At 73.0% G+C, this 19,635-nt stretch carries 19 protein-coding genes; 11 read left to right on the top strand and 8 right to left on the bottom strand.

The features are described 5' to 3' along the window. Positions 1 to 208 precede the first annotated feature (208 nt). Positions 209 to 997, top strand: a complete 789-nt coding sequence (locus ACFY2B_RS06810) for an electron transfer flavoprotein subunit beta/FixA family protein (protein ID WP_390762076.1) — start codon at positions 209 to 211, stop codon at positions 995 to 997. Positions 998 to 1,048: 51 nt separating this feature from the next. Next, a complete protein-coding gene (locus ACFY2B_RS06805; protein ID WP_390762075.1) occupies positions 1,049 to 2,011 on the top strand; it encodes an electron transfer flavoprotein subunit alpha/FixB family protein in 963 nt (320 codons plus the stop codon). Between the two features lie 68 nt (positions 2,012 to 2,079). On the opposite strand, the gene ACFY2B_RS06800 is transcribed toward ACFY2B_RS06805, so the two are convergent. Next, entirely contained in the window at positions 2,080 to 2,985 is a 906-nt protein-coding gene (locus tag ACFY2B_RS06800; RefSeq protein WP_390762074.1) for an endonuclease/exonuclease/phosphatase family protein, read from the bottom strand. Positions 2,986 to 3,195: 210 nt separating this feature from the next. Here ACFY2B_RS06800 and ACFY2B_RS06795 point away from each other — a divergent pair, with 210 nt between their 5' ends. Next, on the top strand, positions 3,196 to 4,500 hold the full coding sequence (locus ACFY2B_RS06795) for a DUF6986 family protein (RefSeq protein ID WP_390762073.1): 1,305 nt from the start codon (positions 3,196 to 3,198) through the stop codon (positions 4,498 to 4,500). Between the two features lie 108 nt (positions 4,501 to 4,608). Here the strand turns inward: ACFY2B_RS06795 and ACFY2B_RS06790 are convergent, their stop codons facing one another. Both ACFY2B_RS06790 and ACFY2B_RS06785 read right to left on the bottom strand, forming a co-directional pair. Beyond that, complete coding sequence (locus ACFY2B_RS06790; RefSeq protein ID WP_390762072.1) at positions 4,609 to 5,409, bottom strand: hypothetical protein; 801 nt, start codon at positions 5,407 to 5,409, stop codon at positions 4,609 to 4,611. Positions 5,410 to 5,415: 6 nt separating this feature from the next. Next, positions 5,416 to 6,465: a LacI family DNA-binding transcriptional regulator gene (locus ACFY2B_RS06785; RefSeq protein WP_390762071.1), complete on the bottom strand. Its 1,050-nt coding sequence runs from the start codon at positions 6,463 to 6,465 to the stop codon at positions 5,416 to 5,418. Positions 6,466 to 6,668: 203 nt separating this feature from the next. Here ACFY2B_RS06785 and ACFY2B_RS06780 point away from each other — a divergent pair, with 203 nt between their 5' ends. Then, the gene (locus ACFY2B_RS06780) at positions 6,669 to 7,622 is read left to right on the top strand and encodes an ROK family protein (RefSeq protein WP_390762070.1); all 954 of its coding nucleotides are present in this window, start codon (positions 6,669 to 6,671) and stop codon (positions 7,620 to 7,622) included. A 48-nt stretch (positions 7,623 to 7,670) separates the two neighbouring features. Here ACFY2B_RS06780 and ACFY2B_RS06775 read toward each other — a convergent pair whose 3' ends face one another. After that, a complete protein-coding gene (locus ACFY2B_RS06775; RefSeq protein ID WP_390762345.1) occupies positions 7,671 to 9,746 on the bottom strand; it encodes an NPCBM/NEW2 domain-containing protein in 2,076 nt (691 codons plus the stop codon). Between the two features lie 450 nt (positions 9,747 to 10,196). Between ACFY2B_RS06775 and ACFY2B_RS06770 the strand changes: the two genes are divergently transcribed. Together ACFY2B_RS06770 and ACFY2B_RS06765 are read left to right on the top strand one after the other, a co-directional pair. After that, entirely contained in the window at positions 10,197 to 10,523 is a 327-nt protein-coding gene (locus ACFY2B_RS06770) for a DUF6191 domain-containing protein (RefSeq protein ID WP_390762069.1), read from the top strand. Between the two features lie 7 nt (positions 10,524 to 10,530). After that, on the top strand, positions 10,531 to 10,722 hold the full coding sequence (locus ACFY2B_RS06765; protein ID WP_390762068.1) for a hypothetical protein: 192 nt from the start codon (positions 10,531 to 10,533) through the stop codon (positions 10,720 to 10,722). 68 nt (positions 10,723 to 10,790) lie between these two features. Here ACFY2B_RS06765 and ACFY2B_RS06760 read toward each other — a convergent pair whose 3' ends face one another. Together ACFY2B_RS06760 and ACFY2B_RS06755 are read right to left on the bottom strand one after the other, a co-directional pair. Then, entirely contained in the window at positions 10,791 to 12,050 is a 1,260-nt protein-coding gene (locus tag ACFY2B_RS06760) for an RNA polymerase sigma factor (protein ID WP_390762067.1), read from the bottom strand. After that, entirely contained in the window at positions 12,047 to 12,418 is a 372-nt protein-coding gene (locus tag ACFY2B_RS06755) for a YciI family protein (RefSeq protein WP_390762066.1), read from the bottom strand. The genes ACFY2B_RS06760 and ACFY2B_RS06755 overlap by 4 nt, the downstream gene beginning before the upstream one ends. Positions 12,419 to 12,642: 224 nt before the next feature. Between ACFY2B_RS06755 and ACFY2B_RS06750 the strand changes: the two genes are divergently transcribed. Next, positions 12,643 to 12,777 (top strand): hypothetical protein, encoded by a 135-nt coding sequence (locus ACFY2B_RS06750; protein WP_390762065.1) that lies wholly within the window; start codon positions 12,643 to 12,645, stop codon positions 12,775 to 12,777. A gap of 46 nt (positions 12,778 to 12,823) precedes the next feature. After that, the gene (locus ACFY2B_RS06745) at positions 12,824 to 13,864 is read left to right on the top strand and encodes an NUDIX domain-containing protein (RefSeq protein WP_390762064.1); all 1,041 of its coding nucleotides are present in this window, start codon (positions 12,824 to 12,826) and stop codon (positions 13,862 to 13,864) included. Positions 13,865 to 14,377: 513 nt separating this feature from the next. Here ACFY2B_RS06745 and ACFY2B_RS06740 read toward each other — a convergent pair. Then, the gene (locus ACFY2B_RS06740; protein WP_390762063.1) at positions 14,378 to 15,733 is read right to left on the bottom strand and encodes a dipeptidase; all 1,356 of its coding nucleotides are present in this window, start codon (positions 15,731 to 15,733) and stop codon (positions 14,378 to 14,380) included. Between the two features lie 175 nt (positions 15,734 to 15,908). Here ACFY2B_RS06740 and ACFY2B_RS06735 point away from each other — a divergent pair, with 175 nt between their 5' ends. The 3 genes from ACFY2B_RS06735 to ACFY2B_RS06725 all read left to right on the top strand — a co-directional run bounded on the left by ACFY2B_RS06735 (position 15,909) and on the right by ACFY2B_RS06725 (position 19,364). Beyond that, complete coding sequence (locus ACFY2B_RS06735) at positions 15,909 to 17,177, top strand: geranylgeranyl reductase family protein (RefSeq protein WP_390762062.1); 1,269 nt, start codon at positions 15,909 to 15,911, stop codon at positions 17,175 to 17,177. Positions 17,178 to 17,466: 289 nt separating this feature from the next. Continuing rightward, positions 17,467 to 18,702, top strand: a complete 1,236-nt coding sequence (locus ACFY2B_RS06730) for a sensor histidine kinase (protein WP_390762061.1) — start codon at positions 17,467 to 17,469, stop codon at positions 18,700 to 18,702. Further along, positions 18,699 to 19,364, top strand: a complete 666-nt coding sequence (locus ACFY2B_RS06725) for a response regulator (RefSeq protein ID WP_390762060.1) — start codon at positions 18,699 to 18,701, stop codon at positions 19,362 to 19,364. Before ACFY2B_RS06730 ends, ACFY2B_RS06725 begins: the two co-directional genes overlap by 4 nt. On the opposite strand, the gene ACFY2B_RS06720 is transcribed toward ACFY2B_RS06725, so the two are convergent. Continuing rightward, the gene (locus ACFY2B_RS06720; RefSeq protein WP_390762059.1) at positions 19,325 to 19,609 is read right to left on the bottom strand and encodes a DUF6332 family protein; all 285 of its coding nucleotides are present in this window, start codon (positions 19,607 to 19,609) and stop codon (positions 19,325 to 19,327) included. The two genes, ACFY2B_RS06725 and ACFY2B_RS06720, sit on opposite strands and share 40 nt — an antisense overlap. Positions 19,610 to 19,635 lie beyond the last annotated feature (26 nt).

The following is a 19,635-nucleotide window of genomic DNA, read 5'->3' as shown; positions in this document are numbered from 1 at the left end:
GCCCTCCTGCGAAGCTGTCGGGTTCCGGTTACGCTGCGTTGCGCAGGTCACAGTTCAAAGCGCTTGCTCAGCGGGAACGAACTGGGTGTACTGGCGAGTAATATTCAGTTCGGAGCGCGCGGCCGACCCGACCGGGATCGGCCGCCGCAGGCGCCTATGCTGCCTGGAAGAGGCAGACCGGAACAGACGAAGCAGTAGGAGAGCCGGCGTGAGCTTGAGGATCGTTGTCACTGTGAAGTACGTGCCCGACGCCACTGGCGACCGGCACTTCGCCGATGACCTGACCGTCGACCGGGACGACGTGGACGGTCTGCTCTCCGAACTGGACGAATACGCGGTCGAGCAGGCGCTGCAGATCTCCGAGAACTCCGATGACGACGTCGAGATCACCGTCCTGACGGTGGGCCCGGAGGACGCCAAGGACGCGCTGCGCAAGGCGCTGTCCATGGGCGCGGACAAGGCCATCCACGTCGAGGACGACGACCTGCACGGCACCGACGCCATCGGCACCTCCCTGGTGCTGGCGAAGGCGATCGAGAAGGCCGGGTACGACCTGGTGGTCTCCGGCATGGCCTCCACCGACGGCACCGGCGGCATCGTCCCGGCCCTGCTCGCCGAGCGCCTGGGCGTCCCGCAGGTCACTCTCCTGTCGGAGGTCGCGGTCGAGGGCGGCACGGTCACGGGCCGCCGCGACGGCGACGCCGCCTCGGAGCAGTTGGAGGCCCAGCTTCCGGCGGTCGTGTCGGTTACCGACCAGTCGGGCGAGGCCCGCTACCCGTCCTTCAAGGGGATCATGGCGGCCAAGAAGAAGCCGGTCGAGTCCTGGGACCTGTCCGACCTGGAGATCGAGGCCGAGGAGGTCGGCCTGGCGGGCGCCTGGACGAAGGTCGACTCCGCGGCCGCGCGCCCGGCCCGTACGGCGGGCACGATCGTCAAGGACGAGGGCGAGGGCGGCAAGCAGCTCGCCGAGTTCCTCGCGGGCCAGAAGTTCATCTGAGCCCGCATTCGCCGACCGCCCCTCAACTTTCGTACGCAGGAGAGCAATCCCATGGCTGAAGTCCTCGTCTACGTCGACCACGTGGACGGTGCCGTCCGCAAGCCCACCCTGGAGCTGCTGACCCTGGCCCGCCGGCTCGGCGAGCCGGTCGCCGTCGCCCTCGGCGCGGGCGCCGCCGGCACCGCCGCCACGCTCGCCGAGCACGGCGCGGTGAAGGTCCTCACGCATGACGCCGCCGAGTACGCCGACTACCTGGTCGTGCCCAAGGTCGACGCGCTGCAGGCTGCCCACGAGGCCGTGTCCCCGGCCGCCGTCCTGGTCCCGTCCTCCGCGGAGGGCAAGGAGATCGCCGCCCGGCTGGCGCTGCGCATCGGCTCGGGCGTCATCACCGATGCCGTCGACCTGGAGGCCGGCGGCGAGGGTCCGGTGGCCACCCAGTCGGTGTTCGCCGCGTCCTTCACCACCAAGTCCCGCGTCGCCAAGGGCACTCCGGTCATCACGGTCAAGCCGAACAGCGCGGCCGTGGAGGCGGCGCCCGCGGCCGGCACGGTCGAGGCCCTGGAGGTGACCTTCTCGGCGCAGGCGACCGGCACCAAGGTGACGGGCCGCACGGCGCGCGAGTCGACGGGCCGTCCCGAACTGACGGAGGCCGCGATCGTGGTCTCCGGCGGACGCGGTGTCAACGGCGCGGAGAACTTCGCGATCATCGAGGGACTGGCCGACTCGCTGGGCGCCGCGGTGGGCGCCTCGCGCGCCGCGGTGGACGCGGGCTGGTACCCGCACACCAACCAGGTGGGCCAGACCGGCAAGTCGGTCTCCCCGCAGCTCTACATCGCCTCCGGCATCTCGGGCGCGATCCAGCACCGGGCGGGCATGCAGACCTCGAAGACCATCGTGGCGATCAACAAGGACCCGGAGGCCCCGATCTTCGACCTGGTCGACTACGGCGTCGTCGGCGACCTCTTCACCGTCGTCCCGCAGCTCACCGAGGAGATCAAGGCCCGCAAGGGCTGATCCCCGCCGGCCGTGAGGGGCCCCGCGACCGAGTGCCGGTCGCGGGGCCCCGGTTCGTTCCGGTGCGCTCAGCCCAGGGTGAGGGAGGCCCGCACCGGCAGGTGGTCGCTCGGGAACCGGCCGTCGGCGGAGAAGGTGTCGATCACCACCCGCCGCGTGGTCACCCCCGGTGTGGTCAGGATCCAGTCGATGCGGTCGCCGTCCGGTGTCAGCGGCTCGTAGCCGTGGAAGGTGCCGTACAGCGGGCTGCGCTCGCCCGCGGTGTCCCAGGTGTCGGCAAGACCGGCGGCCAGCAGCGTGTCGTGGACCGGGTTGCGGCGGGCGGCGACGTTGAAGTCGCCGGTCACCACGAGTGGCAGCGAGCCGTCGAGGCTCCGGACGCGCTCGGCGACCAGCGCGGCGGAGCGCTCGCGTGCGGACTGGCTCGCATGGTCGAAGTGCGTGTTGAGGAGGTGGAACTCCTGGCCGTCCGCGTACCGGTCCCGGAAGCGCACCCAGGTGACCATGCGGGGGAGTGCGGCGCCCCAGGTGTTCGAGCCGATCACGTCCGGGGTGTCGGACAGCCAGAAGTGGTCGTACTCGGTCGGGGTGAGGCGCTGGGTGTCATAGAAGACGGCCATGAACTCGTCATGGCTGCCGTGCAGGCGGCCGGTGCCGATCCAGTCGTAGCGCGGACCGAGGTCGGAGGCGATGTCCAGCAACTGCGGGAAGAGGCCCTCCTGGGTGCCGATGACGTGCGGGGCCGCGCGGTCCAGCAGGGCGTGCAGCACCGGCCTGCGGACCGCCCAGCTGTTCGGCTCGGTGGTGCTCGCGAAGCGCAGGTTGAAGGACATGACCTCCAGTTCGCGGCTCGGCTCCGGCGCCGCCGGGGCGGCCGAGGCGGACGGTGCTGTACTGGTGAGGGGCAGGGCTGCCGCCGCGGACAGGGCGGCCTTGAGGCCCAGACGGCGCGTGACTCGGCTGTGGTGCGGCACAGGGGCTCCTTCGGTCGTGACGGCCGGACGAGTCGGTGGGCGAACTACGCGTGACACTGCCCTGGCGGATGGGCGTGAACATGGCGACATGGCCGAGCGGCTGCCCGCGGACAGGGTGTTGACCATCCGGAAGGCACCCGGATAACTTCATTCTACGGATTGTTGATTCCGCAGAGCGGAAGATCAAGCGGACCAGTGGAGGGTGTGGCGATGGGCCAGGGCCAGCAGGAGAAGGTCTCGACGAGCCTCGCGGCCGCCGTCAGCGAGGACATCGGCGCGGCCCTCGCCCCCGTCGACGCCGAGCTGGAGCGCCGCTACCCGGGAGACCCCGGCACCCGCCAGCCCGTCCACACCGTCTACGTCCCCGGCGACCTGTTCGCCGCCGACACCATCCGCACCTGGGGCGAGCAGGCCCTTGCGGCACTCGACGAACACGCCCCCGACGCCGCCTCCTTCGCCGCCGTCCTCGGCCTCGCCGACGAACTGGCCGGGCCCGTGTACGACCGGGTGCGCGACAAGCTGGAGCACGAGCCCGTGGAAGACCTCCGGGTCGACTTCGAGGACGGCTACGGACTGCGTCCGGACGCCGAGGAGGACGAGACGGCCGCGCGCGCGGCCCGGCTGATCGCCGAGGCGTACGCGCGGGGCACCGCGACACCGTACATGGGCATCCGCATGAAGTGCCTGGAAGCGGCGGTGCGCGAGCGGGGCATCCGCACCCTCGACATCTTCCTGACCGGCCTGACGGAGGCGGGGGGCCTGCCGGAGGGGCTGGTCCTCACGCTGCCCAAGGTGACCTACGCCGAGCAGGTCACCGCCATGGTGCGGTTGCTCGACGCCTTCGAGAAGGCACGAGGTCTTGAGCCCGGCCGGATCGCCTTCGAGATCCAGATCGAGACCAGCCAGTCCATCCTCGCCGACGACGGCACCGCGACGGTCGCCCGGATGATTCGGGCCGCCGAGGGGCGCGCCACCGGACTGCACTACGGCACCTTCGACTACAGCGCCTGCCTCGGTGTCTCCGCCGCCCACCAGGCCAGTGACCACCCGGCCGCCGACCACGCCAAGGCGGTCATGCAGGTCGCGGCCGCGGGCACGGGCGTACGCCTCTCGGACGGCTCGACCAACGTGCTCCCGGTCGGCCCGGCCGAACAGGTGCACGCTGCCTGGCGACTGCACTACGGCCTCACCCGGCGCGCGCTGGCCCGCGCCTACTACCAGGGCTGGGACATGCACCCCGGCCACCTGCCCACCCGCTACGCCGCCGTGTTCGCCTTCTACCGCGAGGGCTTCGCACCGGCGGCGGACCGTCTGGCCCGGTACGCCAACCGGGCCGGCGGCGACATCATGGACGAGCCCGCCACCGCCAAGGCCCTCAGCGGCTACCTGCTGCGCGGCCTGGACTGCGGCGCCCTCGACCTCGTGGAGGTCACCCGGCTCACCGGTCTGTCCCGCTCGGACCTGGAGGGCTTCGCGGCGCCACGGCGCGGCGACCTCACCGCGTCGGCCGGGTAGCGGACCCGGCGCGCGGCGGCCGGCCGCGGCTCCCGACTCCGTGGGGATCCCGTGGACGAGATCCAGCGGCGACAACGCGACACGGTGTCCGGGCGAGGAACGTCCACCTCAAGGGCGGCGCCGCCCACGGACCGGCCCCGGGCCGCCGGTCCGCTCCCCGGACCGCCGCGCGTCGGCGTACCGCTCAAGGCCGGACGCCGTCGCCCAGCCACGTTGCGCGAACAGCTCCGTGCCGCGGTCGCACAGCCCCGCGTCGGCCCGGGCCCGCGCGCAGAACTCCTCGGGCGTGCCGCCGAACAGCTCTCGCAGCTCGGCGGATGCCCGTAGCAGCCCCGCGAGCAGCGGCCGTTGGCCCGGATGGTGCCGAGGCGCTCCGTCCCCGTCGCGCAGGACGCCGTGCCGGTTGCCGTACGCGAACGCTCCCGCGAGCGCCGTACCGTCGGCCAGCTCGATCCGCACGTCGGGCGCGGGCAGCCAGGCCCGGTCGTAGTTCCCGGCGGGCAGCGGCACGCCCTCGCTGGCGTCGACCACCGCGAGCTGCCGTGCGTCGAGCCAGGTCACGAACAGCTCCCGCACCGCCGCGGGCGCGCGGAACGGTGAGGCGGAAACGTACCCCATGCGGCTCACGTGCGCGGAGACGCCGACCCCGAGGCCCGTCACCCGGGCCTTCACCATGGGGATGCCGGAGGTGACCGAGAACTCGGCCATCTTGTGCCGCAACTGGCCGGGGCAGGCGTTGGAGCCGACCGCGAGGACCGGCACCCGGTCCGGGTGCACCAGGCGGTCGGCCGGCAGCATCCGGTCCCCGCACAGGACTCCGGAGTCCGCGGGCCAGGCACCCGGATAACTCAGAGGATGGTCCCGCGGCGCCTCGGCGAGCCCCAGTTCCTCCAGGGTCCGTCCGGTCATCGGCGCTCAGCCCGCCGGCGGCAGCTCACCCGAGCCACGGGTGATCAGCCGGGTCGGCAGCTCGATGCGCTCCGGGGTGACGAGGCTGCCGTCCAACTGCCGGAAGAGGCGTTCGGCGGCGGTGCGGCCGAGGGCCGCCGCGTCCTGGGCGACGACCGTGACGCCCGGCCGGAGCAGGTCGGCGAGTTCGATGTCGTCGAAACCGACCAGGGCGACGGGCCCGGTGTGCTCGGCCAGGACCCGGATCACCGTCACCGTCACCCGGTTGTTGCCCGTGAAGATCGCGGTGACCGGGGAGTCCGCGGCCAGCATCTCCGCGGCGGCCCGGCGCACCCGCTCCGGATCGGTGGCGCCCAGGGACATCCAGCCGTCCTCGACCTCTATTCCGGCGTCCTCCATGGCCGCCCGGTAGCCGCGCAGCCGCTCGGCCGCGGTGTGGATGCGGGGCATGTCACCGATGAACCCGATGCGGCGGTGCCCATGGGCGATCAGATGGGCCACGCCGTCGCGGGCGCCGCCGAAGTTGTCGGACAGCACGACATCGGCGTCGATCTTCCCGGCGGGACGGTCCACGAACACGGTCGCGACGCCCGCCCTGATCTCCGGCTCCAGATAGCGGTGGTCGCCTCCCGCGGGGATGATCACCAGCCCGTCCACCCGCCGGGCGCACAGGGCCAGCGCCAGTTCCTGCTCGCGTTCCGGGTCCTCGGCGCTGGAACCGTTGATCAGCAGAGCGCCGTGGGCGCGGGCCACCTCCTCGACGGCGCGGCTGAGCGGACCGTAGAACGGGTCGGCCAGGTCCTCCAGGACCAGGCCGATGCTGGCGGTCCGGCCCTTGCGCAGCACCCGCGCGCTGTCGTTGCGCCGGAAGCCGAGCGCGTCGATGGCCTCCTGGACGCGGCGCTCGGTGTCGGGGGTGACCCCCGGCTCGCCGTTGACCACCCGGGAGACCGTCTTGAGCCCGACACCGGCCCGGGCCGCCACGTCCTTCATCGTCGGACGGTTGCCGTAGCGTGATCCGGTGAGGCGGTCAGCGCGGCGGGTGGTCTCTGGCACGATGCGGCGTCCTGTCCTGTCGTCCACGGGGTGGTGCGAAGGCCCATGGGGTCGTATGAGGATGTGGCGTCGAGCATAGAGCCTGGACAACGTTGTCAGATCCGGGGGAGACTGTCCACCGCAATCACCGGCCTGCGCCCGATGACGAGACCGGGCTGTCTCGCACTTCGTTTTCTCATGTTTGACGGGGAGATTCGACTCTGATGCACACCGACCTCGTGGCTGCGCTCGACATCGGCGGCACCAAAATCGCCGGCGCGCTGGTGGACGGCCACGGACGGATTCAGGTACGCGCCCAGCGTGCGACGCCCGCTCGGCAGGACGGCGAGACCGTCATGCGAGCCGTGACGGAGGTGCTCGGCGAACTCGCCGGGTCGCCCCTGTGGGCGCGCGCGGGTTCCATCGGGATCGGCAGCGCCGGTCCGGTGGACGCCTCCGCGGGCACGGTGAGCCCGGTGAACGTGCCCGGCTGGCGCGGCTTCCCGCTGGTGGAGCGGGTCCGGGCGGCGACCGGCGGCCTGCCGGTGGAGCTGATCGGCGACGGCGTGGCGATCACGGCCGCCGAACACTGGCAGGGAGCCGCCCGCGGCCACGACAACGCGCTGTGCATGGTGGTCTCGACCGGTGTCGGCGGCGGTCTCGTCCTGGGCGGCCAGCTGCACCCGGGGCCCACGGGCAACGCGGGGCACATCGGCCACATCAGCGTCGACCTCGACGGCGATCCGTGCCCGTGCGGCTCGCGCGGCTGCGTGGAGCGGATCGCCAGCGGCCCCAACATCGCCCGGCGCGCGCTGGAGAGCGGCTGGCAGCCGGGTCCCGACGGGGACGCCTCGGCGGCCGCGGTCGCGGCGGCCGCCCGCGCCGGGGACCCGGTCGCGGTGGCGTCCTTCGAGCGGGCCGCGCAGGCGCTGGCCGCCGCCATCGCGGCCACCGCGACCCTCGTCGAGATCGACATCGCGGTGATCGGCGGCGGTGTGGGCAAGGCGGGCGACATCCTCTTCGCGCCGCTGCGCAAGGCCCTCGGCGACTACGCGACCCTCTCCTTCGTCCAGCGGCTGACGGTGACCCCCGCGCAGATGGGCACGGACGCGGGTCTGGTGGGCGCCGCCGCCGCCGCGCTGGCGCGCAGGCCGGACGCGACCGCGGCGGGGGTCTGACACCGGTCGCCCGGTGCCACCGGAACGTTCACCTGTCGATGGCCGGGCTCAGCAGCTGAGCCGTGCGTCCGCCCAGTCCGCGTGGTCCGAGTCGATGCCGTCGCCGCCGTCGGTGACGACGAGCCGGACCACCCGGGCGCCGGTCACGTCCGCGGTCAGCGGCTGGGCCGGCATCGCGTTGGTCAGCACTCCGGTGGCGGCGGCCTTCGTGCCGTCGGCCCAGATCTCGAAGGTGACGGTGCCGTTCGCGCCCTTCTCGTCGTCGACCCCGACGTCCGCGGTGACCGTCTCGCAGGCACCGCCCGTGTAGTGGGCGACGGAGCTGTCGGCGTGCACGCCGAGCCCCTTGGCGTACGCCGTTCCGCCCAGGGTGAGGGTGCGGCCGTCGCCGGCCGCGCTCTCACCGTTGCTGGTGTCGCGTTCCACCGGGCCCCAGGCGTTGGCGGCCTCCAGCCACGGCAGATCGCTGAGGTACGACGTGCCGGACGGGGGCGGTACCGCGACGGACACCGTCAGGGGCAGCGTGCTGTCGACGGGCGTTCCCGACGGCGAGCGGTACGCGGCCTTCAGGGTCAGGCCGTACGACCCCGTCGGCGTGCCCGAAGGAGCGGTCACCCGCCAGCCGGTGCGCAGCGACCGGTCCGTCGTCAGGGACGCCGCCCGGGTGGCCGACGTCGGGGTGACGGTCCAGCCCTCGGGGCCGGTCAGGGCCACGGACACCTGCCGGGCCGGGGTGCGGCCGAGGTCGGTGACCGTGGTGGTCAGCTCGGCTGGGGTGCCCGCCTCCACGTACGGGCTGCCGTCCAGGCCGGGTTCGACCGCCGGCGGGTGCGCGGCCCAGTCGTGGTCGGCGAAGACCCGGACGAGGACCGTGCCGTGGGCCGGTACGGTCGCGGAGACGGTGCCCGCGGTGTTGTAGCTCCGGTGCTGCCACAGGTCGCGCAGGGTGTAGGCGGGGGCGTCCGGAAGGCCCGCGGCCCGCGCGGTCGTCGTGATGCGCTGGGCGGTGCCGGACTCGTTGAACAGGGCCACCGTGCGGCTGCCGTCCCGCATCTCCTTGGCGACGACCCAGCGTCCGCCCTCCGACGAGAGGACCGTGCCCTGCTTGCCCAGCGGGTCCTGGTCGACGGCGACGACCTCCTTGTTGCCCAGGATGTCGAAGGTCGACGGGGACGCCTTGCGCAGGTCGGTGCCGATGAGCAGCGGCGCCGCCATGACCGACCACATCGAGAAGTGCGAGCGGTACTCGGTGTCGGTCATGCCGCCGTTGCCGACCTCCAGCATGTCCGGGTCGTTCCAGCGGCCGGGCCCGGCGTACGGCGCGAGGGGCAGGTTCTGCTTCAGGATCGACAGCATCGAGCCCCAGCTGTCACTGATGTCCCCCGTCGTCCGCCACAGCTGGCCGAGGTCGCCCGCCCACTCCCAGGGCTTGTTCTGGCCCCATTCGCAGATGCTGTAGACGATGGGCCGCCCGGTCGCCCGCAGGGCGTCCCGCATGGTGGTGTAGCGCAGCTTGGCGTCCACGCCCTGGTTGTTGCAGTTGTCGTACTTGAGGTAGTCCACGCCCCAGTCGGCGAACTGCTGGGCGTCGCTGTACTCGTGGCCGAGGCCGCCCGGGAACCCGGCGGGGTTGCACGTCTTCGTGCCGGCGCTGGTGTAGACGCCGAGCTTGAGGCCCTTTTCGTGGACGTAGTCGGCGACGGCCTTGATCCCACCGGGGAACCGGACCGGGTCGGGGACCAGCTTGCCGTCCGCGTCCCGGCTCGGCAGGGCCCAGCAGTCGTCGAGGTTGACGTACTGGTACCCGGCGTCCTTGAGGCCCTTCGCCACGAAGATGTCGGCGATGCCCTTGACCATCTCCTCATTGAAGTCGGCGCGGCAGTGCGTGGAGTTCCAGTTGTTGAAGCCCATCGGCGGGGTGAGGGCCAGGCCGTCGGCTGGCGCGGACGTCCGGGACGGCTCGGCCGGGGCGGGCGCCGCGCCGGCGGGGGCGACAGGCTGCGCCGCCGGGGCCGCCGCGGCGGCGGGGGCGGCGAGGCCGGCCGAGGACAGCAGCCCTGCGGCGAGGACCCCGACCACTCTTCGGCGGACCGTGCGGGTCGTGCGGGTGCGAGGGTGACGCATCATTACGTTCCTCCGACTCGCGAAAGATGGGATGACGTCATGCGCGCGTCATGGCCGTCCGTTTACGGTAGGACGTGTCGGACTATGGTGGAAGAGAAGCGGTGACGGCCGACCGATATCGCGCCAAACTCCTTGATGGACGCTGTATTTGCGAGCGATGTTCCGCCGCACGTTCGGTTGTGTGGGATCACCTTCCCGTAGACCGACGGGTTCGTTCCTCACCCGACCGGTGTGCTCCGCCTGTCGATCCGTCGGGACATCGGATGTCCCGGGGTACCCAAATCGCAGGTCATACGCTCTCCGGACCCGCCCCGACCCGATGCCGGCCGCCACGGCGACGGACCGGGAGCGGCGGACGCGGCCGGGATCACCCTGGTCCGGCCGCCGCCCCGACCGGAAGCCCGGACCAGGCGGCTTTCCCCGCCTGCCGCCGTTCCCGATACTCGGTACATGCAGTTCGCCGTCTTCATGACCTTGCCGGGGCTCGTCATCCTGCTCACCGTGGTGGCCTTCGTCGACCAGCTGCTGCTGCGGGCCGGGCACGCGGGCGTGCCGCCGTGGCGCAACGGAGCGAGAACCGGGCAGGTGTCGGCCACCGGGTTCGAGCAGTTGCACGGCGCCCTGTCGCCGGGCAAGCAGCACGAGTTGCGGGAACGGCAGTCGGCACTGCTGCTCCGTGACGACGACGAGGACGGGGCGCCGCCGCACCGCAGCACGGTGGACCTGGAGGGGGGAACGGCCGTGATCCGCGTGACTCCGGGCGGCTCGCACAGTTGATAGGGGCATGAAGAAGCGCAGCATGCTCGCCCTCGCCTCCCTCGCCACCGGCTTCGTCGTGGCCGCGATCACCCCGTCGCACGGCGCGGACCACGCGGTCCTCGACGATCTGCACGTCTCGGACCCGCTCGACACCGCCGACCACGCCGTCAGCCAGGACAGCTTCGCCCCCGCCGACCACGTCCTGTTCGAGGAGTAGATCCCCGGCGTCGGCTCCGCCGCCCCGGCCGGGTGCCGGTGCCGCGCACCGGCACCCGCGCAGCTCCCTCAGCCGTGCCCGGTCTCCGGGCGGCCCGACCGCGGCACCTCCGGCGCACGGCGCGCCACCCGGTCGGCCCGGGACTCCAGAAAGCGCTGTTCGGCGATGCTGGCGGTGGACTTCGCGGCACGCCGGTAAAGCGCGTACGCCCCGGCCGGGTCGCCGTTCCTCTCCAGCAGGTGCGCCCGTACGGACAGCAGCCGGTGATGCCCGGCCATCCGCTGGTCGGCGTCCAGCGGGGACAGCAGGGCCAGCCCGGCCGGCGGGCCCTCGGTCTCGGCGAGCGCGACGGCCCGGTTGAGGGTGACCATCGGGTTGGGTGCGATCCGTTCCAGGATGAGGTAAAGGGCGTGCACCTGGCGCCAGTCGGTCTCCTCGGCCGTGGCCGCGTCGGCGTGCGTGGCGGCGATGGCGGCCTGCACCTGGTAAGGCCCCAGCGTCGGACCGGCCAGCGCCGCCTTGACCAACTCGGTGCCCTCCTCGATCAGCTCGCGGTCCCAGGTCCCGCGGTCCTGCTCGTCCAGCGGTACGAGATCCCCGGCCGCCGTCGTCCGCGCCCTGCTGCGGGCATGGGTCAGCAGCATCGGCGCGAGCAGCCCGGTCACCTCGTCGTCCGCGGGCAGTTGCGCGTGCACCATCCTCGTCAGCCGGATCGCCTCGCGCGCGAGGTCGGCACGGTGCAGCGCACGGCCCGACGAGGCGGTGTAGCCCTCGTTGAAGATCAGATAGAGGACGTGCAGGACGACCCGCAGCCGCTCCTCGCGCTCCGGGCCGTCCGGCAGCCCGAACGAGCTGCCTGCGGCCCTGATCCGCTGCTTGGCCCGGCTGATCCTGGCCGCCATGGTGGCCTCCGGCACCAGGAACGCGCGGGCGATCTCGGCCGTGGTCAGGCCGCCGACCGCGCGCAGCGTCAGAGCGGTCTGGGAGGCCGCGGTCAGCGCCGGATGGCAGCACAGGAACAGCAGGACGAGCGTGTCGTCGGTGTCCGGTACGTCCTCGGGCACCGCCTCGGTGGCCGCCGCCGACTCCCGGGCACGGCGCGCCCGGTCGCTGCGTGCCTGGTCGACGAGCCGCCGGCACGCGACAGTCAGCAGCCAGCCCCGCGGGTTGTCCGGCACCCCCTCGGCCGGCCACTGCACGGCGGCGGCGAGGACCGCCTCCTGTACGGCGTCCTCACATCCTTCGAACTGGCCGTACCGGCGTACCAGGGTGCCGAGGACCTGCGGCGTGAGTTCCCGCAGCAGGTCCTCGAAGCGCGCTGCCGTCATGCCTCCAATTGTCCGTCGGCGAACATGACCTGCCGCACCTCGACCCCCAGACCCCCGATCGCGGCGTCCGGGATCTGCGCCGCCAGCTCGATCGCCCGCTCCTTGTTCTCGCAGTCGATCAGGTAGAAGCCGCCGAGATGCTCCTTGGCCTCCAGGAACGGTCCGTCGGTCACCACCGGCCGGCCCTCCCGCACCGAGACCACGGCGGCCTGCGACGGGTCGACGAGCGCCTGCGTGGTGATCAGCTCGCCGGACGCCTTCAGCGTCTCGATGAACTTGCCGTGGCCTGCGCCGATCGCTTCCTTCTCCGCTTCGGTCAGGGCGTCCAGCACGGCCGGGTTGATGTGCAGGCTGATCAGGAACTTCATCTCGTACTCCTCGTGGTTCGCGGGTCCTGGCGGGACCCTTCGACCTCTTGGTCGGAGCCGGCGCCACCGTCTTGACATCCGCTGTCCCGACAGTCGCACGAATTTCTCTCGTGTCTCTCTCGTGCGGGTGCGGGTGCGGGGCGACGGTCCCGGGGCCCGGGCCGGCGATGCCCTTTCCGGCGGCGGTGGCCGGGCAGGGGCACGGGCCTCCGGGTGTGGAGGGTATGTACAGCGACGTGACGGTCGTCATGGAGGCGCGGTTCGTGGAGTACCTTCGGGGCGTATGGGAGAAGGAAGAAGTGGGTGCGGGGTTTGTGGACGCCTCCTTTTCCCGTGTTCGCTCCCAGGTGATCTCCTGAAGACGGCTCCGTCGCTGCTCAGCGGCCTTCCAGCTCTGGAGTATGAATGATCGTCTGGATCAACGGCGCGTTCGGTGCGGGGAAGACGGCCACCGCACGGGAATTGATCGACCTGATCCCGAACAGCACGCTCTTCGACCCCGAGGCCATCGGCGGAGCGCTCGCACGCCTGCTGCCGCCCAAACGCCTCGCCGAGGTCGGCGACTTCCAGGACCTGCCGATCTGGCGCCGGCTGGTGATCGACACGGCGGCCGCCATGCTGGCCGAACTCGGCGGGACCCTCGTGGTCCCGATGACCCTGCTGCGCCAGGAGTACCGGGACGAGATCTTCGGTGGCCTCGCCGCCCGCCGGATAGCCGTACGGCATCTGTTGCTCGCCCCGGCCGAAACGATCCTGCGGGCGCGCATAGCCGGGCGGGACGTCCCGCCCGACCTGCCGGACGGCGAACTGCGGGTGCGTCAGTGGGCGTACGACCACATCGAGCCGTACCGCGCCGCGCTCGCCTCCTGGCTCGCCGCCGACGCCCATCCCGTCGACACCAGCGCCCTCACCCCCTACGAGACGGCGGTCCGCATCGCCGATGCCGTGGCCGGCGGTGCCGTGGCCCCCTGCGACATCGTGCAGACGCCGGAACCCACCGCGGAGACGCTCGCGGCCGGGGTGCTGCTCTTCGACGATCAGGACCGCGTCCTGCTCGTCGACCCGACGTACAAACCGGGTTGGGAGTTCCCCGGCGGAGTCGTCGAGCCCGGCGAGGCACCCGCCCGCGCCGGAATGCGCGAGGTCACCGAGGAGACCGGGATACGGCTGGCCGAGGTACCGCGGCTGCTCGTCGTGGACTGGGAATCGCCCGTACCACCCGGCTACGGCGGGCTGCGCCTGCTGTTCGACGGCGGCCGGCTGGCGTCCGCGGAGGCCGGCTCGCTGCTGCTGCCCGGGCCCGAACTGCGCGCCTGGCGCTTCGTCACCGAGCAGGAGGCCGCCGAACTGCTGCCGCCCGTACGGTACGAGCGGTTGCGGTGGGCGCTGCGGGCGCGTGAGCGCGGTGTCGCGCTGTACCTGGAGGCCGGCGTTCCGCAGGGCTGAGCGCATGCGGCCCGTCCGCTGCCGGGCCGCGCCGCGGCGAGCGGTGGCCGGGATCCGGTCCGCGGTCGAGGACGCCGCCGTCGGACAGGTCGGTCACCCGGCCGGGGCGCCCCGGCCCGCCCCGCGGCAGGTGCCGCACGGCCTCCGCGCGCAGGGGCGGTTCCCGGTCCGCGAAGACCGCCGGCGCGTCCGGGCGGTGCGCCGGCACCTCGGCGCCGCTCGGCGCGGCGAACTCGCCCGCCCCGTCCGCGTGGTCCTCGGGGAAGGCGGTCGGCACGATCCGCCACACCGGCGACGGGCCCGGCGCGGTGAGCGTGTCGGCGATCGCCCGGCCGGAGCCGACCGCCCCGGTGTCGAGTCGCGTGGCCGTGACGCGGTCGGTCCAGAGGCAGACCTGGCCGACCGGGAAGCGCCGCAGGCGGAGGCGGGGCAGCAGCCCGATCACGTCCATGGGCCGACCGCAGGGCGGGTCCCCGTCCGCGGACGGGGACCCGCTGCCGTGGGCAGAACGGCTCAGCCCGCGGCGTAGTTGCCCAGGAACAGCGCCTCCGCCACCGCCAGCCGCTCCAGTTCCTCGGGCGAGACGCTCTCGTTCACGGCGTGGATCTGCGCCTCCGGCTCGCTCAGGCCGATGAGCAGTATCTCCGCCTCCGGGTAGAGCTGCGCGAGGGTGTTGCACAGCGGGATGGAGCCGCCCTGACCGGCGTACTGCATCTCCTGGCCCGGGTAGGCCACCGCCATGGCGTCGGCCATCGCCCGGTACGCGGGGCTTTCGGTGTCGGCGCGGAACGGCTGGCCCTGTCCGACCCGCTCGGTCTGCACCCGGGCGCCCCACGGCGTGTGCGCCTCCAGGTGCGCCTGGAGCAGCTTGCCCGCCTCGACCGCGTCCACGCCCGGCGGCACCCGCAGACTGACCAGGGCCCGCGCGCTCGCCTGCACGGACGGGGTGGCCCCCACCACCGGCGGGCAGTCGATGCCGAGGACCGTGACGGCCGGGCGGGCCCACAGCCGGTCGGCGACGGTGCCCTCGCCGATCAGCCCGACGCCCTCCAGTACCTTGGCGTCCGCCCGGAACTGCCCGTCCGGGTAGGCGAGCCCGTCCCAGCGGCCCTCGGAGGCGAGTCCGTCGATCGTGGTGGAGCCGTCCGCTGCGCGCACCGAGTCCAGGACGCGGATCAGCGCGGCCAGGGCGTCCGGGGCCGCGCCGCCGAACTGGCCGGAGTGCAGATTGCCCGCCAGCGTGTCGACCTGCACCCGGACCAGCACCATGCCGCGCAGCGAGGCGGTGACGGTCGGCAGGCCGACGCGGAAGTTGCCGGTGTCGCCGATGACGACGGCGTCGGCCGCCAGCAGATCGGGGTGCTGCTCGGCGTACCGCTCCAGACCGCCGGTGCCCTGCTCCTCGGAGCCCTCGGCGATGACCTTGACGGTCACCGGGACGCCGCCGTTCGCCCGCAGTGCGCGCAGCGCCAGCAGGTGCATGATCACGCCGCCCTTGCAGTCGGCCGCGCCCCGCCCGTACCAGCGGCCGTCGCGCTCGGTCAGTTCGAACGGCGGAGTGGTCCAGGCACTTTCGTCGAGCGGCGGCTGCACATCGTAGTGGGCATAGAGCAGAACCGTTTTCGCACCTTCCGGGCCGGGCAGGCAGCCGTACACCGACTGGGTGCCGTCCGGAGTGTCGAGCAGGGCCACGTCCTGGAAGCCCTCGGCGCGCAGTGCGCCGGCCAACCAGTCCGCCGCCTTCTCGCTCTCGCTCTTCGGGAACTGATCAAAATCGGCCACCGATTTGAACGCCACCAGTTCGGTGAGTTCCGCCTTGGCCCTGGGCAGCAGCGAGGCGACGGTTTCGGCGACCGGATTCGACGACATGGGCACGCTCCTCGTGGGTGCGACGTTGTAGCGGTGAGAACACCGATCCTCCCACAGTGGCCTGCGGCGACGTGCGCCGTAGGATGCGGGGGGACATGAGGTCCCCCCTGCTCGGGCGCGGTCGCGAGCCTGGGGAGCGGTAGCGGCAGCGGCTTGATCGGAGCAGTAGACCATCGTGAGCGGCGAGAACTCTTCGGCGGAGGACGTACAGCGGGTGTGGGACGTCGTCGTGGTGGGCGCGGGACCCGCGGGGGCCTCCGCCGCCTACGCGGCGGCGGTCGCGGGGCGGCGCGTGCTGCTGCTGGAGAAAGCCGAGCTGCCCCGCTACAAGACCTGCGGCGGCGGCATCATCGGACCCTCGCGCGACGCGCTCCCGCCCGGCTTCGAACTGCCCTTCAGGGACCGGGTGCACGCGGTCACCTTCTCGAACAACGGGCGTTTCACCCGTACCCGCCGCTCCAAGCAGATGCTGTTCGGCCTGATCAACCGCCCGGAGTTCGACCTGCAACTGGTCGAGCACGCGCAGAAGGCGGGCGCCGAGCTGCGCACGGGTGTCACGGTGTCGCGGGTGGAGCAGCACGGCTCCGCGGTACCGGACCGGCGCACGGTCGCCGTCGTCCTGCAGGGCGGCGAGACCGTCCTGGCCCGCGCGGTGGTGGGCGCCGACGGCAGCGCCAGCCGCATAGGGGCGCACGTCGGCGTGAAGATGGAGCAGGTCGACCTCGGTCTGGAGGCCGAGATCCCGGTACCGGAACCGGTCGCCGAGGACTGGAAGGGGCGGGTCCTCATCGACTGGGGCCCGATGCCCGGCAGCTACGGCTGGGTGTTCCCCAAGGGCGACACCCTCACGGTCGGCGTGATCTCCGCGCGCGGCGAAGGCGCGGCCACCAAGCGGTACTTGGAGGACTTCATCGCCCGGCTCGGCCTGGCGGGCTTCGAACCGGCCGTCTCCTCGGGGCACTTGACCCGGTGCCGTGCCGAGGACTCCCCGCTGTCCCGCGGCCGGGTCCTGGTCTGCGGCGACGCCGCCGGGCTGCTGGAGCCGTGGACCCGCGAGGGCATCTCGTTCGCGCTGCGGTCGGGCCGGCTCGCGGGGGAGTGGGCGGTGCGCATCGCCGAGGCGCACGACGCGGTGGACACCCGCCGCCAGGCCCTGAACTACGCGTTCGCGATCAAGGCGGGGCTCGGTGTGGAGATGAGCGTCGGCCGCCGGATGCTCGCCGTGTACGAGCGCCGGCCCGGTCTGTTCCATGCGGCGCTCACCGGCTTCCGCCCCGCCTGGAACGCCTTCCGGGACATCACCCGGGGGTCCACGACCCTGGCCGGGCTGGTCCGCAACCACCCGATGGCCCAGCGCGCCCTGACCGTGCTGGACCGGCGGTCCGACCCGGTCCCGGACGCCACGGCGGAGGACGCGGCGGACGACGACGCGGTCACTTCGTGACGGTGATCCGGAAGACCGGCTGATCGGGCGCGCCACGACGCGGCTCGGCGGCGGCGGAGCCGGGGCCGACTCCGCCGAGGAAGACACCACCGACCTCGGACACGGCGGGCCGCCGCCGAGGCGATCTTCCGCGGCCGGCCGGTGCGGGCTTCCGGCTTCCGTACGCATGTGCCGGGCGGCCACGGCGGCGTACGGCACCCCGGGGACCCGGCCGTACTTCCCCGGGAGTACGCGTGATCACCACGCCGGGCGGACGCCGCCGCGGCCGGCGGCGTCTAGCGTGGCCGTCATGGAGGAGCAGCGCGTGCGTGGGCACGGCCCGGTGCGGTGGTGGCGGTACGGGCCGCCGTGGTGGGACCGGCCCGACGACGCCGAGCCGCGGGCCGCCCGGCTGCCGTGGCGCTCCACCGTGCTGTTCACCGGCGTGGTGCTGGTCGGCTCGAACTTCGCCGCCCACGATCAGCCCCACCGGGTGCCGTTGGACGGCTACGCGCGCGTGCTGCTCCTGGCCGCCTCCGTACTGCTGCTGTGGCGGCACCGTCACCCCGTGTTCGTGGCGTTCGGCACCGCCGGGGTGACCCTGGTCTACCTGGGCGCCGGCTACCCGTACGGCCCGGTCTTCCTGACCGTCGCCGTGAGCTGCTGCACCGCCGTGGCCGACGGGCACCGCAGGGCCGCCTGGACCGCCGTCGGACTGCTCTGGGCCGGGCACGTCCTGATCGCGCTCTGGCTCTACCGCCTGCTCCCGCCGCCGGGGGACGCCGGCGGGACCGTCGGCCAGGAGATCGTGATCGCCACCTGGGTCCTGGCCATCGGAGCGCTGTCCGAGCTGGCCCGGGTGCGGCGCGAGCAGTGGGTGCGGGAACGAGCCGACCGTGCGCAGGCGGCCCGGCGGCGCGCGGACGAGGAACGGCTGCGGATCGCCCGTGAACTGCACGACGTCCTCGCCCACAGCATCTCCGTCATCAACGTCCAGGCGGGCATGGGTCTCGCGCTCCTGGACCGCGACCCCGAGCAGGCCCGTGCGGCGCTCACCACCATCAAGGCCGCCAGCAAGGAGGCGCTCGGCGAGGTGCGGCAGGTGCTGGACACGCTCCGTGCTCCGGGCGCCGCGCCGCGTGCGCCCGCGCCCGGTCTGGACCGGCTGCCCGAACTCGTCGAGCAGGCGGCGGGCGCGGGGCTCACCGTCGCGGTGGAGGGCACGGCGCCGCAGCTCGCACCGGGCGCCGACCTGGCCGCCTTCCGCATCGTCCAGGAGGCACTCACCAACGTCGTGCGGCACTCGGGTTCGCGGCACGCGCGGGTACGGCTCGACGGGGACGCGGCGACGCTGCGGCTGCGCGTCGACGACGACGGGCCGGCGACCGGTGCCGACGCGGGCGGCAGCGGCAACGGGCTGGCCGGGATGCGCGAGCGGGCCGCCGCCCTCGGTGGCACGATCGAGGCGGGGCCGCGCCCCGACGGCGGCTTCCGGGTGCTCGCCGTACTGCCGCTGCGGACCGCGGCCGAGGAGGACGACCGGTGATCCGGGTACTGCTTGCCGACGACCAGGCGCTGGTGCGGGCCGGTTTCCGGGCGCTGCTCGGCGCACAGCCGGGCATCGAGGTGGCCGGCGAGGCCGCCGACGGGGCCGAGGCACTGGCCAAGGTGCGCGAACTGCGCCCCGACGTCGTCCTGATGGACATCCGCATGCCGCTGCTCGACGGGCTGGCCGCCACCCGCCGGATCACCGGCGAGCCGGAGTTGCGGGACGTCAAGGTGGTCATGCTCACCACCTTCGAACTCGACGAGTACGTCTTCGAGGCGATCCGCTCGGGCGCCTCCGGCTTCCTGGTCAAGCACACCGAGCCGGAGGAACTGGTACGCGCCGTACGGGCGGTGGTCGAGGGCGACGCACTGCTGTCACCGAGCGTGACCCGCCGCCTCATCGCCGAGTTCGCGGCGCGGTCCAAGGAACCGGCGGCGGCCGACGAACTGGCCCGGCTCACCGACCGGGAGCGGGAGGTGATGGCCCTGGTCGGCATCGGCCTGTCGAACGAGGAGATCGCCCGTCGCCTGGTGGTCAGCCCGCTCACCGCGAAGACCCACGTCAGCCGCACGATGGTGAAACTGGGCGCCCGGGACCGTGCCCAACTGGTCGTACTGGCCTACGAGTCGGGCCTGGTACGGCCGGGCTGGCTGGGCTGAGACGCCTGTCGGAAGCGGACCAGCACGCTGACGACCCGGACGACGAAGAGCACAGCGGCGAGGACGAGGCCGGCGCGGAGCGAGACGTGCTCCACGGTGTCCGGCAGGGCGAAGAGCAACGCGGGCCCGGCGACGGCCCCGAAGAGGACCGCCGCCGCGAACGCCGCGCTGCAGAGCGCGTATCCGATCTCGACGGTGATCGCGTCCCGCTCGGCCTGACCGCGCCGCCCTCCGTAAGCCTCCACGGGAGGAGTCTCACAGGCGTGCGCCC

Origin of the sequence: Streptomyces sp. NPDC001270 (assembly GCF_042896695.1) — a bacterium.
In the GTDB taxonomy this organism is placed as follows: Bacteria; Actinomycetota; Actinomycetes; order Streptomycetales; family Streptomycetaceae; genus Streptomyces.
This window is presented reverse-complemented; position numbering and strand designations above follow the sequence as displayed.